The 18076-nt window shown below is 49.7% G+C and carries 14 protein-coding genes; 3 read left to right on the plus strand and 11 right to left on the minus strand.

The window, feature by feature from the left end:
* The first annotated feature begins 25 nt into the window (after positions 1-25).
* Complete coding sequence (locus tag HP567_RS25010) at positions 26-1879, plus strand: SgrR family transcriptional regulator (RefSeq protein WP_173611976.1); 1854 nt, start codon at positions 26-28, stop codon at positions 1877-1879.
* A gap of 145 nt (positions 1880-2024) precedes the next feature.
* Here HP567_RS25010 and nagA read toward each other — a convergent pair whose 3' ends face one another.
* The 7 genes from nagA to HP567_RS25045 form a co-directional block, all read right to left on the minus strand.
* Positions 2025-3194: an N-acetylglucosamine-6-phosphate deacetylase gene (gene nagA, locus HP567_RS25015; protein ID WP_173611977.1), complete on the minus strand. Its 1170-nt coding sequence runs from the start codon at positions 3192-3194 to the stop codon at positions 2025-2027.
* Between the two features lie 45 nt (positions 3195-3239).
* Entirely contained in the window at positions 3240-4319 is a 1080-nt protein-coding gene (locus HP567_RS25020) for an NAD(P)H-dependent flavin oxidoreductase (protein ID WP_173611978.1), read from the minus strand.
* Positions 4320-4355: 36 nt separating this feature from the next.
* Entirely contained in the window at positions 4356-5390 is a 1035-nt protein-coding gene (locus HP567_RS25025; RefSeq protein ID WP_173611979.1) for a VOC family protein, read from the minus strand.
* Positions 5391-5596: 206 nt separating this feature from the next.
* On the minus strand, positions 5597-6628 hold the full coding sequence (locus HP567_RS25030) for a FecCD family ABC transporter permease (protein ID WP_173612067.1): 1032 nt from the start codon (positions 6626-6628) through the stop codon (positions 5597-5599).
* 2 nt (positions 6629-6630) lie between these two features.
* Positions 6631-7686 carry a FecCD family ABC transporter permease gene (locus HP567_RS25035; protein ID WP_173611980.1) on the minus strand — a complete coding sequence of 352 codons (1056 nt, stop codon included), beginning with the start codon at positions 7684-7686 and terminating at the stop codon, positions 6631-6633.
* Positions 7687-7901: 215 nt separating this feature from the next.
* On the minus strand, positions 7902-9494 hold the full coding sequence (locus tag HP567_RS25040) for an AraC family transcriptional regulator (RefSeq protein WP_173611981.1): 1593 nt from the start codon (positions 9492-9494) through the stop codon (positions 7902-7904).
* Positions 9495-10167: 673 nt separating this feature from the next.
* A complete protein-coding gene (locus HP567_RS25045; RefSeq protein WP_173611982.1) occupies positions 10168-11142 on the minus strand; it encodes an ABC transporter substrate-binding protein in 975 nt (324 codons plus the stop codon).
* A 273-nt stretch (positions 11143-11415) separates the two neighbouring features.
* Between HP567_RS25045 and HP567_RS25050 the strand changes: the two genes are divergently transcribed.
* Positions 11416-12375 carry an ABC transporter substrate-binding protein gene (locus HP567_RS25050; RefSeq protein WP_173611983.1) on the plus strand — a complete coding sequence of 320 codons (960 nt, stop codon included), beginning with the start codon at positions 11416-11418 and terminating at the stop codon, positions 12373-12375.
* Between the two features lie 100 nt (positions 12376-12475).
* Positions 12476-14122: a helix-turn-helix domain-containing protein gene (locus tag HP567_RS25055; RefSeq protein WP_173611984.1), complete on the plus strand. Its 1647-nt coding sequence runs from the start codon at positions 12476-12478 to the stop codon at positions 14120-14122.
* Between the two features lie 47 nt (positions 14123-14169).
* Here the strand turns inward: HP567_RS25055 and HP567_RS25060 are convergent, their stop codons facing one another.
* From HP567_RS25060 to phnX, 4 genes are read right to left on the minus strand one after another with little or no spacing between them, the layout of a single operon-like run.
* Entirely contained in the window at positions 14170-14958 is a 789-nt protein-coding gene (locus HP567_RS25060) for a DeoR/GlpR family DNA-binding transcription regulator (protein ID WP_173611985.1), read from the minus strand.
* 25 nt (positions 14959-14983) lie between these two features.
* Positions 14984-16147 (minus strand): saccharopine dehydrogenase family protein, encoded by a 1164-nt coding sequence (locus HP567_RS25065; RefSeq protein WP_173611986.1) that lies wholly within the window; start codon positions 16145-16147, stop codon positions 14984-14986.
* 19 nt (positions 16148-16166) lie between these two features.
* Positions 16167-17285 (minus strand): 2-aminoethylphosphonate--pyruvate transaminase, encoded by a 1119-nt coding sequence (gene phnW / locus HP567_RS25070; protein ID WP_173611987.1) that lies wholly within the window; start codon positions 17283-17285, stop codon positions 16167-16169.
* The gene (phnX, locus tag HP567_RS25075) at positions 17282-18076 is read right to left on the minus strand and encodes a phosphonoacetaldehyde hydrolase (protein ID WP_173611988.1); all 795 of its coding nucleotides are present in this window, start codon (positions 18074-18076) and stop codon (positions 17282-17284) included. The genes phnW and phnX overlap by 4 nt, the downstream gene beginning before the upstream one ends.

The following is an 18076-nucleotide window of genomic DNA, read 5'->3' on the forward strand; positions in this document are numbered from 1 at the left end:
TTTTATTTGAGAAATGGGGGCCAGCATGGTTACCGTTCTGCATTTTCTAGAGCTTCGTTCGTTTTTTCATCAAGAAGAAATCGGGAAACCGTTCCCTGTCACCATCGAAAAGCTGGCAGGAATTTGGCACTGTACGCCTCGCTACGCCAAGCTGATTGTCCGTAAGCTAGTCGATCTGGATTGGGTCGAATGGAAGGCGGGACGCGGACGCGGGAATGTCTCGGTCATGACGCTTTATGCTGATTCCGATGAAATCCTCCTCGCCGAGGTCAAGCTGCAGATAGACAAAGGCGACGTCAAAGAAGCGATGGAGCTCATGAATCGCTACGGCAAAGCAGCCGTCAAAGACCAGATCATGGATTGGCTCTCGGAAGGAATGGGCTTCTCCAGCTACTCGGTATCGAATCGTACCCAAGATATCATCCGCTTTCCGGTATACCGCACGATTGTGACGCTGGACCCAGGTCTGGTTTACTACCACTTCGATGCACATCTTGCGGGACAAATTTTCAATACACTCGTCCATTATGATCAGAACAGTCGGTCTATTTTGCCCTCTATCGCTCACTCGTGGGAAAGCAGTCCAGATGCAACAGCATGGACCTTTTATTTAAAAAAGAACGTGCAGTTTCATCACGGACGGGAACTGACTGCTCATGATGTTGTTTTTTCCCTGAATCGGCTTCGTTTGCATCCAGACACGTTTGAGGCAAGCTGGATGTTTCGTGACATAGATCAGCTCATCGCCATTGATGACAGAACCGTGCGCATCCTGCTTAAAGAACCGAATTACTTGCTTCTGAGGCTGCTGGCGACGATCCCCGCAAGCATTGTTCCAGAAGAAATCGTTCAGCAGGATGAGAAAGGTTTTGGAGAAAAGCCAATCGGAACAGGCCCCTTTCAACTGGTCCGCCTTAACGAGGGGATCTGTATTCTTGAGGCATTTCCTGCTCATTTTCTGGGGAGACCGCAGTTGGATCGTGTGGAAATTTTGATCTTTCCCGAGTTGGACATGGGTCGCCTAAAAGAACCAAATTGGGCGTCTGTGATGGTGTCGCACGGGGTCCAGTCGAAAGCACTAGCATTGAAGGAAGCAGTCATTCAGGGCGGTCAAGACTGGTACGATACGGAGGCATTTTTTTCCTGCTGTAATTTGCTTGTTTTTAACCAGTGGAAGAGCGGTCCGCACAATCATTTCAAGTTCCGTCAAGCGCTTGATCAGCTGATTGATCGGGACCAAATGATTTCCGATTTAGGCGGTGATCGCATCTACCCGGCAAAAGGCTTCCGCACATATCACCCTGTTTTAAGGGAGGTAAGAGCGAGAGAGAACGAGCAGCTCTGCCATGCGAAAATCATGTCCCTGCTACAGGAAAGCGGCTATCAGGGAGAAACACTCCGACTCGTGACCACAGCCTACCATGAAGAGGATGCGCTATGGATTCAACAACGATGCGGCAATTATGGCATACATCTGGAAGTCGATGTGAGAGAACCATGGGAATTTTCGAATCGCGAATGTTTGCCCGAGCATGACTGCCAGCTGTACGGCAATGTGTTTAGCAGCGATCAAATCAGCGAGTTGGAAATGTATTTGCAAAGAAATTACTTTCTCCCCGCATTTGATGAATCGTTGGCTTTGGCTATCAACAAGGAGATTCGCTTGACGTTTCAGGAGCCAGACCGGCTTGCTCGGGAATGCCATCTCGCCAGAATCGAAGCCATGATCAAGGAAAATTATGCTGTCCTGTATTTGGTTCAGAAAAAGACTCTTACGTCGTTCCACAAATCACTACGCGGTGTCTCGATCAATTCGTCGGGGTGGTTGGACTTTCATAAAATATGGTTTCAACCGGATGCGTTGCAGCAGCAGATGTAAGGAGGAGCTGTGGAGAGGGAAGAAGTGCATTTCCAGTCTACGCTTCGGCCTCCGCCCCGACCACAACCCTCGGGTATACCTTTATTCTTTCATGCAAAAAAAGCAATCCAGGAGCGACCTTGGACTGCTTTTTTCTATTAAGTAACTATTTTGACTGGTGATAAACTTCTTTACCTGCTACAAAAGTCATGATCACGTCAAATTGTGTATTCAATACCGTAATATCCGCATCATACCCTGCCGCCAACCGTCCTTTTCGCTCGCCAAAACCAAGGATGCTTGCTGGTGTCAGGGAAGCCATATCCACTGCATCTGGCAAAGAGACACCGCTCAGCGTCACCATATTGTCGACTGCTCGATTCAGCGTCAGGATACTTCCAGCAAGGGTTCCATCTGCGAGCTTTGCCTGATTGTCTTGGACGTGAACCTCTTGTCCCCCAAGGTCATAAGTCCCTTCGCCCATCGCGGCTGCCCGCATGGAATCACTGACGAGAGCGAGCCGTTCAGCTGTTTTGACCCGATACAAAATCTTCATGACTGCTGGATGCACATGGATTCCATCTGCGATCAGCTCTGTGCTCAACTGCTCGTGATACATCGCGGCACCGACTACACCTGGCTCCCGATGATGCAGCCCTGTCATGGCATTGAAGCAATGGGTAAAATGGCGCACGCCCGCATCTACCGCTTCTGTCGCTTGGGCGAACGTAGCTCCTGTATGTCCAGCAGATACGATGACATCGCGTTCTTTTAACCAGGCAATCGCTTCAAGCGCTTCCGGTTGTTCTGGCGCAATCGTCACGACCTTGATCAGACCTTCTGATAGCTCGTATAGCTTTTGCACTGCATCGAGCTTGGGTATCGCGATGTTTTCTTCTTTTTGCGCCCCCTTGTAACGAGGGTTGATCCACGGACCTTCCAGATGGATGCCGATCGATTGTGCCCCCGGAAGCCCTTCCCTGCTGTTCTGCGCGATGTTTACCAGCACTTGCTCCAATTGAGCATAAGGAGCCGTCATCGTCGTCGCCAAAAAAGACGTCACCCCATGTCGCGCGAGTGCAGTCGAGATGGCCTGAAGTGATTCCGGCGTCCCGTCCATCGTGTCGTATCCGTCAATCCCATGCATATGCATATCGACAAATCCGGGACAAATCCACCCATCCTCTACTGTCACCACATGATCTGGCAAAGCTTTTCCATACTCATCAGCCTTGCCTGCATAGATGATCGTTCCATTTCCCACGACTACGAGACCATCATGCAATTCCTGTCCATCTGCGACAAGTTTCCCCTTGAGAGCGTATTCCTGGTTCAATTTGATTTCCTCCGTCTTTGGCGTGGCTTTCTTTGCCCATTTATTCTACTGGGGTTGCCCCAGATTGCTGCAAATTCTCGTCGTCTCCGCCGCCAGCTTTTCAACGAGCTCACTCGCGCTGATTTCCTGACTGAGTGGAGCTGCCTGCCCCGCCCACATCGACATGTACGCAATTTGCTGCTGCTTGCCCGCTGCGGCTCGAATGTCTTTCGTCAGAGCATTTTGCACCGGATAGGTCGGGAGCTCGTGATCAAGTGGGGCGAGCGTTGTCATAAACTCATTTTGAATGCCCCTTGCCCATTTTCCAGAGAAAGCACGTGTCATCACAATGGACTCTTCGCTCGTCTCCCAAATAGCTTTCTTGTGCAGGGCATGTGCTCCGCTCTCCTTGCACGTCAGAAAAGCCGTTCCGAGCTGCACTGCCTGTGCCCCGAGGGCAAGTGCTGCTGCGATCCCACGCCCGTCCATGATCCCACCAGCCGCGAATACCGGAATCTTGACCCGATCCACGACTTGCGGGACGAGCGCCATTGTTCCAATCATATTGCTTGGTGAATCCGGCAAAAAGGAACCACGGTGCCCGCCTGCCTCACTGCCTTGGGCGGCAATCATATCGACTCCACTCGCTTCCAATGCAATCGCTTCGCGAACGGTTGTCGCTGTTCCAATGACAGTAATTCCCCGCTGCTTCAGCTCTGCCATCAAGCGATGATCCAGAACACCAAAGGTAAAGCTGAAAACGGAGGGCTGTTCCTCCAGGACGACAGCCATCTGCTCAGCAAACGGCTCTGTAAATTGCGTCACCTGCGGGTTAAGCGGAATGCCCAATCGATCTCGCACATCATTCATTGCCTGAGCAACGCCTTCTGCGATCGGCTGGTCGGCATCGAAATCTTCGGGAATAAACAGATTCACGCCAAACGGTTTGTCCGTTAACGCCCGAATGGACTTGATCGCCTCACGAATTTGCTCAGGAGACATATATGCGGCACCGAGCGTCCCGAGTCCCCCTGCTTCTGAGACAGCGGCTACCAGGGCAGGTGTGGTCGCTCCCCCTGCCATTGGCGCCTGAATAATCGGCCATTTCAAATGTAAACGCGAAGTGATCGGATTGTTTGGCCACATCGTTTTTTCACTCCTCCACTTTTTGAATAACCGCTTTTATTGTTTACTCATTACTTGGTCGTCGTTGTGAATCCATTCGAGAAACTGAGCCAACACCCGGGCAGTTAACCCCCAGATGACACGCCCGTCCACCTCGTAAAACAAATGCTCGACTGTCCCTATTTTCCACGGATATCGCTTGCCACCTGGGATCAGATGATAAGGAAAATCCTCTTCGGGCTCGGTCATAACAGAGGAAAGATACTTCGCTGGCTGTGTTGCCAACAGACGATCGAGTGGAAGGATAAAGACCTCTCCGACCTCGTCTGGGTTCGGCTCCATATCTCGAATTCCTTCCACGTATCCAATAAAGGGCGTAATGATAGAGGAGCCTGGCCCAATCACCTGATCGAGCTCGCCTACATAATGAATCCGATCAAGTGGAATCCCCAGCTCCTCGCTTGTTTCCCGAGCAGCGGTCGCCCAACGTGATTCGTCACTCTTCTCAGCTCGCCCTCCCGGAAAACAAACCTCGTTCGCCTGTCGCCGCATCGTACTGGCTCTTTTTTCAAATAAAATGCCGAGCTGGTTGTCAGCCATTTTGACGAGCGGAAGCAAGACACTGTACGCGCCGCTCGTCCCACGTTCACGTTCTTGCAATCTCTTTGAAATCTCCCTGATGGCAGGAGCAAGGGAATCCTCCCCTGATTCCTGTGGCAAGTACTGAGAGACCTCGATTAAATTTTGATCCGGGTCACGAAAATACACCGAACGAATCGGTCCGATAGCCCCTGTTTTTGGAACAGGTCCTTCCACCAATTGGACGCCGCATGCATGAATATGCTGGATGACTTGCTCCAGCGGAAGGGATGTGATAAGACACAAATCAGCGGAGCCTGCGACTGGATGCATCGCTTTTGGCTCCCATTCTTGTCCGATTTGATGCAAATTGATTTTTTGCTGGCCGAAGTGCAGAGCCCTCCTGCCATCGCCAAAGGTAACTGCCTTCATACCCAGGACTTTTTCGTAAAAGTGACAGGTTGCCTCGATGTCTTTTACCGTCAAAACCAAGTGGTCTAATCGATCGATCATATGCCTTTACTCCTTCTCGTCCCGATACATGCTTCATGCTGTTATTATAACAAACACAAGGCGGTTGCTTCTCCTCCCCATTGTCCTCCAACATTTCCCTCTTTTCAATTCCCAAATTGCCTCATCTCCACTTCACCAAATACAAAAACGAGCGTCTCCCTCGTAAACAGACGGGAAAACGCTCGCTATATCCACGCTTTGCGAAACTATGCTTTTGAACGTGCCAGCAAGTACAAGAAATACGGTGCACCGATAACCGCTACAACAATACCAGTCGGAATCTCTGACGGCTGCATGATCCAGCGCCCGATAGTATCCGCCACGATGACCAGTAGCGCACCCGTCAGCGCTGATGTTGGCAAAAGCATCTCATGTTTTGGCCCTACTAATCTGCGAGCCAAATGCGGACCGATCAACCCGACAAAACCGATGCCTCCACTCACTGCCACGGAGGAAGCGGCAAGCCCGACTGCGGCAGCCAGCAGCTTCAATTGTTCTTTGGCAACGGGTGCACCCAAGCCTTTCGCCAACTCTTCTCCCAAATTGAGCACATTCATAACACGTGCTTTGTAAAAAACATAAGGGATTAAAATGGCGATCCAGGGCAAGAGCGAAAGAACGAACTTCCAGTTGGTCCCCCAGATACTACCTGCGAGCCAAGTCGCCACAAACTGGTACTTGTCCGGGCTCAGCTTCAGCGTCAAGACGATCATCGCGGCACTCATCCCGGCCGCCACGGCAATCCCCGTCAATACAATACGGGTCGGAGACAATCCCTTGTGTCTTTTATAAGACAATGCGAAGATCAGCGCTGCTGTCACGCTGGCTCCGAGCAACGCCAACACTGGCAGCAAAAAAACAGGTGCCGCAGACGTCGATGGATAAAACGAAATGAACAGCATCACCATCAAGCCAGCACCAGCGTTGATCCCCAAAATACCAGGTTCGGCCAACGCATTGCGGGAAATTCCTTGAATAATACAACCGGATACGGCAAGTCCTGCCCCGATCAGGAGGGAAATCACAATCCGTGGCAAGCGGAATTCAAACAAGATCAGGCTTTGTTTGTCTGTTCCAGAACCGATTAGCGTCATCAGAAGATCGCTTGGTGACAACCGGATATAGCCTGTGTTCATACTGATGATAAACGCGATGAAAATGAGGATAGCGAGTATCGTCATAACCGCAAAGGCTTTATTTCTTTTGCGGGTTTGGTATTGGGAAAGCATTTGCTGCATCATTACATCTCCCTTCTTTCTTTACGCGCCAAGTAAAGGAAGAACGGTACACCAATTAGCGCAATAAGTGCCCCTAACGGCGTCTCATACGGCGGATTTACCATTCTTGCGGCCAAATCGGCGAAAACGACGAGCAAGCTGCCCAAAATAGCAGAGCAAGGAATAATCCATCGATAATCAACCCCAACCAAAAAGCGGGTCAAATGCGGAACGATCAATCCAACAAAGCCTACAGCCCCAACAACGGCGACTGCAGATCCAGCCAAAATCAGGACGATGATCATGCCTGCCAGTTTGACCAACGCCGTGCGCTGCCCCAATCCTTTCGCTACATCTTCTCCAAGACTGAGCATCGTGATGGAACGCGACAACATCATCGCCCCAATAAGAGCTGCGACAATCCATGGAAACATGACTTCAAGCTGAAACCATTTGGTTCCCGCCACACCGCCTGCATACCAGAAGGCCAAATCTTGTCCAATTTTAAAGTAAAGCGCAATCCCTTCGCTTAACGCGGACAATAGTGCGGTCAATGCGGCACCCGCTAAAACAAGGCGTACCGGAGTCAGACCGCCTTTTGCCAAGGAGCCAATCCCGTAGACCATACCTGCCCCTACGCCAGCACCCAAAAAGCTGTAGAGAATCAGGTACATGAACGGCAGACCCGGGAAAAAAGCGAAGCAGAGAGCCAAAACAAATCCGGCACCTGCATTCAAACCAAGCAGCCCAGAATCCGCCAACGGGTTTCGTGTCATCCCTTGCATGATGGCACCTGCAACAGCGAGGCTGGCCCCGACCATTGCACCGCCGAGCAGACGCGGCAAACGAATCTCCTGAATAATTTGGTGTTGGGTAATATCTGGATTAAATTGAAAAATAGCTTCCCATACGACAGCAAAGTGAATGTCGGCTGCTCCAAATGACACAGACAAAAACATCCCCAATATTAATGCGAATACTCCGCCGGTCAAAATGAGTGTCGCTGCCCAAGGGCGAGAGCGAAACGCAACCGACTTTCCGTTATTCCCCTCTTTCAGGGAATGTGCGTGTTGACTCATACGTGCCACCTTTTTTTCGTTAGTTTGGAGCTGAGTTGCTAATAGTGATATTGATTCTTATTATCACATAATGATTTTAGGCGATGCGTGAAAACAGTGTCAATGGACAATCGCGAACTTGTCTTTTTTGTGAAAAACGTCTTGACGTTTTTCATTAAACAGGATGTGACCGCTTGCGGTCTACAAAGAACGGTCATGACCGTTTCTTTGTACATTTACGCTAATACTTTAAGGACTTCGTCGACCTTTTTCCCGTTGGCGATCACACCGTGATTCATCCAGGTCATGAAATCCACCTGGTACGCCCGCTTTTTTTGGACAGCGGGAAGCGCTTGCCACACGGGATGGTCGAGCTGAAGCTGTTCGGCACCTGGTTTTCCGTCATGCCACTTGTCAAAGGCGAAAAAGATATGATCAGCATCCAGTGTAGACAGCTCTTCCCACGACACCCCTTCTCTCACTTGCTTGGCAAATTGTTTTTTTACGAGCGGGGCCGGCTCCATTTCCAAATCTTGAAACAACACCTGCGATGTGTAGTTTTTCTCTACGAGGATTTGATCGGCCGAGATGCGCAAGAAGGCTACCTTCTGCCCTTTGAGACTCCGTCCTATTCCATTTTTGGCAGCTCTTACTTTTTGTTCATACTGCTCGATTGACCGCTCTGCCAATTCACTTCGGCCCAACCGATCACCGAGGGTGCGCAATGTTTTTCGCCACTCAGGACCGAACTGCCGAATTACGAATGTAAAGGCAATCCGGGCACATTGGTCATACACATCCGCCTTCCAGCCTGTACACTCCCGAAGCATAATGACATCTGGGGCACGACTGGACAATAGCTGCACGTCATCGGTCAGCACATCGTACGTCGGTACATCATGCAGGCCCAAGTAGTCTTGCTGCCCCCAATATGTATGCGCCCATTGAACGACGGGTCGAATACCAAGAGCCAGCAAATAATCCTCCATATAAAGAGAGACGACTCGTAAATCATCCCGATGAATGTTGCGGTATTTTCCTGGCGCAAGCCCTACACTCTGTTTAAAACGACGATTGAAATAATATTCGCTGTTGAATCCGACGTTTTGGGCAATCTCGTTGATCCGATCACCTGTCATGAGCAGGAGTTGCTTCGCCCGATTGATCCGCAGTTGATTCATGTAATCGAGCGGTATTTCTCCCGTCATTTCCTTGAAGAGCTGCGTATATCGCCAACGTGGAACGTTCGCTTCCTGTGCTAGCTGGTCTACGGTCAGCGGCTCCTGATAGTGCTCCTCTACATACGCAATCGAACGTTCAACTGCTCTCCTCGGGTCCAAACTTGTTTTGCCTGGCACATTTTGCTGGGCCAAAACGCATAGCAATTCCTCAAAGCGCACGTGATTATAAAATCGTTGCAGCGACTCTGTGGCATCGCGATGCTTGTAAATCTCTGCAATCGATTCAACGACACGAGAAAAAGGCGTGCAGGTCAACTCCCCCATACAGAAAAAAGCCTCGGAAGCTTGTTCCTGCGTCGGAGCTCCCGTGTGGACGACACGAAAAGTCAGATAATAGTAGTCGAGAACATGACTGGTGCAACTGATCCGAACGTTCTGACGCGGTGCTGCAATCCAGCATCGCTCCCGAGTGAACCGATATGTCGACGATTCGATTTCCATGTGCCCTTCTCCGTCTGTTGCTACAATCATCGTGTAGTCCTCCGGCTCTTGATAGTCCTGCCATCTTTCCACATTTACTTTTTGGATGGCCGTCATGGCAAAGAATGATGGTGGAGATAGCTTGGCCCCGGTTGCTTCGTTATTCATCTCCCTCACCTTTCTCGTGAGAATGATTATCATTTCTATTATAATGAGTAAACATCCCGACTACAAGCTCTACTGTTCCCAAATGTATGTTACAAGACAATATAGGAGGCAAGAAATTGATCGCAAAATAATGAATTCGTTTAGCAAAATAGCAAAAGATTTGGAACAACTGTGGGGGCATTTCGAACAGAAGAAGATGGATAAAATAATTAAAGGAGCCCCCAGAGGCTCCTTATGCTTAGAACAAGTTACAAATGAACAAAAGCGTGTTTTGATCATCTGCGGACTATTATCGAGACGGTGGCGGTATTGTACCTCCTCCAGGGCCAGGCTTCGGTATTATACCTCCTCCAGGCTCCGGTGACGTTGATGTCGTAGGTGTCGTAGGTGTCGTAGACCCTGTCGAAGGCTCTGACTTTGGATCCGGTTTCCCCGAGCCGCTGTTATTATTATTATTATTATCTTCCAAGTAAATCATCTCCTTTATATAGGGGTAGAGCCAACCTTTAACTGTTTTATACGCTTAGCATTAGCGGACATAACAACCTGTCGTTAAAATGTTGGTGGTCGCCCATAAAGTCAGGATCATTATTTACATGGCACAAGCATGATATTCCCAATAGCAAGTTGGAAAATATAAGGACTGATGCTGCGCTTTCTCTACTAAACTCGATTACTTTACAATCGCTTTGACCAAATCGTCTGCCTTCTTCATATTGGCCAGAATGGCACCAGATTGCCAATGCGTTCGCTCCATTGGGTAGACATGACCTTTTTTTACTGCAGGAACGGATTTCCAGATGGGGCTCTCCAAAATCTTGAGTGCATCCTTGTTTTCTTCGGAAGTCCACGTGCCATTCGACGGGAACACAATGATATGGTCTGCATCGATAGCCGGGATGGCTTCTTCTGATAATACCACGTGCGTTTCCTGATTTTTGGCAGCGGAATACGGCGTAAGTCCCAACTCCTTGTAGAGCATGCCTGTGTAAACATTGCCATCTCCGAAGAGGGCCAAATTCGGCTTATTTCCCACGTTCAAACGAATGACGGCCACCGTTTCATTGCCAATCGCCTTTTCCAGCTTCGCCTTGGTATCCGCTATTTTCTCATTGTACTTTTGGATCGCTTCGTCTGCTTTTTCTGGAACGCCTAACACCTCGGCGATTTTCTTGAGTCTTCCAATCGTGTCGTTACGGAGTTCATCCGGCAGCTTGTACGTAGGGGCTACCTTGCTGAATTCCTCGTATTTCTTGGGATCAGCGTAGCCATCCACAATGATGATATCCGGATTGGCTGCAAGCAACGCTTCCATACTTCCTGTAATATCAAAAAGCGGCACGTCCAGCCCGAGGTAATCCTGTTTGCCCCACGCCGGGTGATACCACTGGACAACCGGAGTCACACCCAATGCTGTCAAAAAGTCCTCCTGATAAATCGCCGCTACCCGCTCTGGCTTTATCGGAATTTCTACATCGCCATAGGCGTCCTTCACCACTTTGGTTTTCACAGCGGTGTTCTCAGTCGTTGCTTTCTGCTCAGTGGATGTTGGCTCCTCTGCTTTTTCTGCACACGCAGTTAACACGAGCATCATGATCAATAATAATGCCATCCATGCCAATCCTGCATTCCGAACCGTTCTGACCATCTTTCTACCCTCTCTCGCATCTGTTGATGATTATCCAATTGATACTCATTCTCACCTTTTGCATCCTGATCATATTTGTTTCCACTCTATCTGACAATGCATTTTCTCCATTATTTTTTGTCCAAACTCCACAACCGTCCGTGTGAAACCCTTCCCTTTGCACAAAATCAATGAAGGGTATCTGACGTTTGTCCATTGAGCTGGTAAGCTGTATATGATAATGATTATCAGTGATAGCAAACAGATTCAAACGAATACTGGAGGAAAATAGAAATGAAACACATGCGCAACATAAGCGGAACGCTAGGAATCTTCGTGCTGGCTGGTAGCTTGCTCATCGGATGCAGTCCATCTGCTTCGCAAGCAACGAGCTCCGCGAGCAGTGAGGCAAGTCAGAAAAGCCAGACGCGTCCCTATACGGATTATCTCGGGCATGCAGGCAACATCCCGGTCTCCCCTGCACGAATCATCTATTCCGGTGAGACATTTGGCGATATGCTCGCGCTGGGCGTGAAGCCGATTGGGGGATTCGGGTATTCCAACCAAATCTTTGAGGACCAACTCCATGATGTCGAGAATGTCGGTTTTCCCATTAATCTCGAAAAGGTCCTGGAATTACAGCCCGACCTGATTATCAACGCAAATACGGAGGAAAAAGAATATGAACAGCTAGCCAAAATCGCTCCTACCGTCATTTTTGATACATTCGCGCCGTTGGAAGAGCGGATGACCCAGCTCGGTGATATTCTTGGGAAACCGGAGGCAGCTAGGAAATGGCTTGCTGATTACAAGCGGAAATCGGAGGAGATGTGGAAGAAGCTGAAGGAGTCTGGCACTATGAAAGAAGGGGAAACCGCCTCTGTCTTTACCTATTATCCGGGTGATCGGCTGTTTGTCATGGCTAGAACAGGGCTTTCCCAAGTGCTCTACGATACAAACGGATTCAAGCCCACCGCGCCCATTCAGGAAATACTCCATGCACAAAAAGGATTTGAGCTCATTTCCGTGGAACGTTTGCCCGAAATAGCGGGAGATCGTATCTTTATACTGAATACGCCGAGCGAGGAAGCTGAGAAATCAACGCAGAATCTGCTAAAATCACGCATCTGGAAAGACGTTCCGGCTGTTAAAAACGGATCTGTCTACTTTATCGACATCGAAAAATCTAGCAGTGATGCGACAACAAGAGAATGGCTCCTGCAAAAGATTCCTGAAATCCTGGCGAAGCAATGAAATAGAGAAGCTTTTCAATAATGATTGAAAGGCTTCTTTCTTTTGTATACGAATGATAAAATAAATGATAATGATTCTCACAAAAAGGAGGGCAAAACCGATGCTTCACTCTATACCACCTCTTCCTCCGCTCGGTTCCCTTCATTTTCAGTTGTGTAAAGTAGAGCGGACGGCTAGTCCTTCAGCCACTCCCTTCCATTCCCTGCTCTTCTTCACAAAAGGGTACGGCAGCCTCCGTATTCACGACCAAACGTTTTCACCTTTGGCAGGAAAGTGTTTTTTGCTTTCACCGTCTACTCCTTTTGCTATCGAATCCTTATACGACAGCGCGATTGAATGCTACCAAATCTCGTTTACTGTCATCCAGTTCGATGCAGACAATAGGCCCCTATCTTATCCATACGAACTGCTTGATGGTCGTATCGAGCTGTCCGCTCACCCCTCTGCCCAGCTCTTGCGCTTATGTGACGCTTTGCTCTTGGGGCGTTCAACTTCTTCTGAAATGGACAGCTTTTGGCAGCAATTGCGGTTCCAGAAGCTGATCGGATTTTTGCTGGAGCAAAATCTCTCTCCTAGCCTTATCCCCAACAAGAGCAAAGAGGTCGAGAACAGCATTCGTTATATCCAGCAAAATTATCAAGAGAACATGACGGTCAAGCAGTTGGCAGATCTGGCCAATGTACCGTCGTGGCAGTACACACAGCTCTTTCGCCAGTTGACGGGTAAAAAGCCTTTGGAATATTTGACAGCGCTGCGTATTCATCATGCGAAAAAGCTCTTGAAAAGCTCGAACGATTCACTGCGGGACATCGCCTCGCAGGTCGGCTTCACGGATGAGTATTATTTTAATCGTCGCTTTCGAAAGACGACCGGTTACACGCCTAGGCAATATTCCAGGCTGACTCAACGCATGGAGCTCGTGCAGGACTGGACAGGGCATGAGGTAGAAATCCCCCTTCTCCCACAACGCATCGTCTATATTGGGGAGACATTTAATGATTTGCTCGCGCTCCATGTGGAAAATATCGTCGGCGGAAATTTTACCTGGGTAGAACGAACAATCTACCGGGACCGAGTAAGACACATGAAGGATATTGCGTTTCCCGTTGACTTTGACCATTTGACGGCATTGAAGCCAGATCTGATTATTTTCGCGAACGCAGAAGAAGACAAATACAAGCAGATGAACCAGATTGCCCCAACACTCACGTTTAATTCATTTGCTTCGCTGGAGGAACGGTTGCATACACTCGGAGATTGGCTAGGGAAGAAGAACGAGGCGCGGGAATGGCTCAGGAAATACCACACGAACGCTGCCACCATGTGGAATCAGCTCCGCTCCGAGCTTGTGCCCGGTGAGACTGCATCCGTCTTTATCCATGAGCATGGCTGGCGCCTGTTCGTAATGGGTACTTCCGGGCTTTCCTCCGCCCTCTACCATCCAAACGGTTTTACTCCGGTGGATAAAATTCAAGAAGTAATGCAAGCTGGCTACGGTTTTATCGAAATTCAAGAGAAGGACATCCACCTGTACGCTGGCAATCGGATCTTTATGCTGCTGTCCGAAGACCCCGAATCGCGTCAGGCTGCTGCTGCATTGATGCAAAGTGATAGGTGGCACAGTCTGCCAGCCGTTCAAAATGGGTATGTTTATTTTGTAGAAGCGCAAAAATGGAATGGCGGCGCTGCCCTTACCAGAGAGAGATTGCTGCATGTGCTGCCACTTTTGCTGCGCCATTCTTCCTGAAGCAAACAGGCCAGCTTCCCTGTCGTGGGGAATCGCTGGCCTGCTTACTACTCCTCTGCTACCATCCATGCTACATTTTTGGCTTGGAGTCCTTTATTCCATTCTGCTGGTGCTGGCGTATCGCTGATCACGATGTCGACCTCTCCTAAATCTGCGATCTTGCACAATGTGCTGACCCCGATCTTGGAGTGGTCCGCTAGCACAATGCTTTCATTGGCATTTTCGATGAAACAACGGGCAAGTTCTGTTCGATCCGGCTCATAGCAGGTCAAGCCTTTATGGAGCAAGATGCCGTCAGCCGCGATAAACGCCTTGTCCACATAAAATTGTTTCATCATCTTCTCTGCATAGGTCCCGCTTACCCGATGATGCTTGGCGCTCACTTTTCCACCCAGGAAGTAGATGTCTGCCGCAAGCATTCCACTGTTTTGGTACTCGATTAATCGATTCAGCGCCGTGATCGAGCTAGTGAGGATCGTCAAATCTTTTTTCGTGACGAGAAAGCTGATCATCTGCAAAGGCGTTGTCCCTTCATCGATGACAATGGTATCGCTGTCTTGCACCAAGTCTGCTGCCAACCGTCCAATCCGTTTCTTTTCTTCCGATCGCAAGACTTCACGGGTAATATGAGAGGGCTCGGAGCGCTCCACTGTCAGCTTTACTGCCCCGCCATAAACGCGCTTCAGCTTTTTCTCCGCTTCCAGCTCTTCCAAATACCTGCGGATCGACTCAGACGAAACCTGCAGCTTTTCGACCAGTTCATTGGTCCGCACCTTGCCATTGGAATTGATCAACTGCAAAATGATTTGCTTACGCTCTTCCCCGAACAACGACACGACGAATGTCCCCCTATATCGTACTTTACGTCATTTCGATTTTCTCTCCATGGATGTAAATCTGACGTTTTGCCAGCTCGTGAAAAATCACTGCCGGATCGAATGCCTCTTCTGGAGTAATGACGCCAGTAGCTTTTACGTTTCCTTTTGCGATCTGCTCAGTCGCAATCGCCAGCGGGATTCCTACGTTGCGGGTATAGGCGCGCAGGCCAGCCCAGTCAGCTACAGAGCCGTCAGATGCCGGATGTGTATGGTACAGGACGTGTCCTACTTTGCGACCGTCCTTGGTACCTGTTACCTCGACATGGAGAGAGTACCCGTATAATTCCGTCTCTTTTCCCTCCCTAGAATTGTAGAGGTATTGGGAGATACAATCAAGGATTCCCACCTTTGTTTCGCCTACCGTGATGGGATCGTTCCGTAAAAAGCCATAATCGTAGAGGGCTTTGACCAGCTCCATGTTTTGCTTCGGCCATGTTCCCCGTACTTCGATCAGCTTTACCCCTTTTGGAGACAAAGCTTGTGCCAGCGTCTTCGTTTCTGCATGAGGAATGATGTACTGAATGGTTTTTCCATACGGCTCGGGAAGCTTTATTTCGCGTGGGCGAGCAAATGGCGGGACTTGAATAAAATCCCCATTTTCATAGACGACGCGCCCTGGCAAGTCTGGATCATACTCATAGGTCGTCGTCTCTGTGATCGATTTGGAAAAGGCAATCGGGCGAAAGGAACCGTGGCTGACGCGGACTTCGTCGACTTCATCGAGCTGGTTCGCTGCATGCATCGCCATCATTTGGGTCAATCCAGGTGTCATGCCAAAGCCTGGAAGGCAGGTCTTCCCATGGTCGCGGAAGATCGCATCTGATGCGTTTTCTTCCCCAAAACCGTTCAAATTGATGCCATGGCAGCCAGCCTCCGCAATTGCAGCAGTAGACAGGCCGTTCAGTGTGATCGTGGTTCCGTCCATTACGATGTCGTAACCGCGCATTTTTTGGACCGTATCCGCATGATCGCGTACGTTTACCGGAACAAAATCTACGCGTGGATCATTCAGCCACTCGACTACCTTGCGACCTTCTTGTTCGTTAAAATCGCCGATCGTGATCTGCTCAAAATCCGAATGCATCACGAGATCGAGCACAGCTTCCCGACAAATATTTCCCGCTCCACCCAAGCAAAACACTTTCATCACAATAGCCTCCCTTTATTTACTCCAGCCAGAAACGATTGTTTTCCATTGCCGTTATTAATCTCTCGATATCCCCTGGGTAAACCTCTCCGATATTGCCAATCCGAAACGTGTCCGCTTGCGAGATTTTGCCCGGATAAATAACAAAGCCTGCCTGCTTTAGCCGCTCATACAGCTGTGCGAAGGTAAATGCCTCGCTTTCGGGATAATAAAAGGACGTGATGAAGGGCGATTGCGATTCTTTTGGCAACAGGATGCGAAAACCGATGCGATCCATGCCTTCTGCGAGTAGCTGCTGATTGCGCTGGTAACGCTCGTACCGTTTTTCCACTCCGCCCTCAGCCTCAAGCTCTATCAGTGCTTGATAAAACGCTCGCACGACATGGGTCGGAGAAGTATAGCGCCACTTTCCGTTTTGCTCCTCCATCGTCTTCCACTGGCTGTACAAATCAAGGGACAACGTACGGGCAAACCCTTTGCATTTAATGAGCGCAGACGTTTTCGCAATGACAAAGCCAAAGCCAGGCACGCCTTGGATGCATTTGTTCGCGCTTGAGATCAGGAAGTCTATCGAGAGCTCTGCTGCATCCATTGGAATGCCTCCGAAGCTACTCATCGCATCTACGATATAGACTTTTCCGTATTTCTTGGCGACCTCACCGATTTCTTTTATGGGATTGAGCATGCCCGTAGTCGTTTCTGAGTGTACGACAGCCACATGCGTGATCGTTGCATCCGCCGCTAGTCTCTGCTCCAATACCTCTGCATTTGCTTGTGTCACTTCGCCAAAATCAATGACCTCCGTTGCAATTCCATGAATTTGTGCCATTTCCACGATCCGATCCCCGTATGCACCATTCGTCAGGACGAGCAGCTTGCCGTCTGCGGGAATCGCACTGCTTATCACCGCTTCCACACAAAAGCTCCCGCTTCCTTGTATCAAGACGCTCGTATAATCCTCTACCTGCGAGGTTGCCAAGCGGACGAGCTTTTGGCGGATTGCCTGTACCAGTTCATTGTAATCACGATCCCATGTGCACCAGTCCCGCAGCATCGCCTCGCGGACGGTTGAGGAAGTTGTCAATGGTCCGGGGGTGAGCAACAAGTACGGGTTGTCGGTTGGTCTTGTCTGATTCATGGTCTCTCTCCTCCTACATGACGCATCTCGATCTTTTTCAGCACCTCATCCAAGCATCCAATCTCCTCGATTACGTAGTGCGCGCCCGCCGCCATCAGTCGTTCTGTTGCGATAGCAAGTTTTTTATCCAGCTCTTCCTGTGGCATGCTCGTCACTTCCTCCAAGGACAGACCGAGCTCGCTTCCACCCTTCAGAACGCCAACGGTCCACATTCCGGCGTTTCTGCCTTCTTTCATATCGCTCGTCGTATCACCGACCTTGACCATCTCGTTCATTGGATATACGTCCAGCAGGATCGCATTTTGATAGCACATCCATGGATATGGACGTCCAGCAGGCACTTCACTCGGGGTGATCAGTACGTCCGGCTCGTAGCCCTGTTGTTTAGCCGATGCTGCTACAACATTCATCATTTCCCTTGTGTACCCTGTAGTTGAGCCGATTTTGATGCCTTGCTCACGCAGTCGTCCTACCAATTCGATTGCCCCCGGTATAGGAGTAGCATACTCGTGCAGCGTAGCCATCAGCATCGGTTCGAAGTCAGCGTACAATTCGTCCACATCCGCTTCATTCGGAAGTCGACCGTAACGCTCTTGCCACAGCGCTGCTACCCGCTCCATTTTGCACAGCGCCTGGATATGATCGCGCTTGAGCATCCCCATCGGCTCGCGTGCTTCTGCTGCTGTCAGCTCGATCCCCCGTTTTTTGAACACCTGTAAAAAGACCGCCAAAGGAGCGAAACACCCGTAATCTACCATCGTTCCTGCCCAATCAAATACTACTGCTTTCAT

The organism is Brevibacillus sp. M2.1A, assembly GCF_013284355.2.
In the GTDB taxonomy this organism is placed as follows: domain Bacteria; phylum Bacillota; class Bacilli; order Brevibacillales; family Brevibacillaceae; genus Brevibacillus.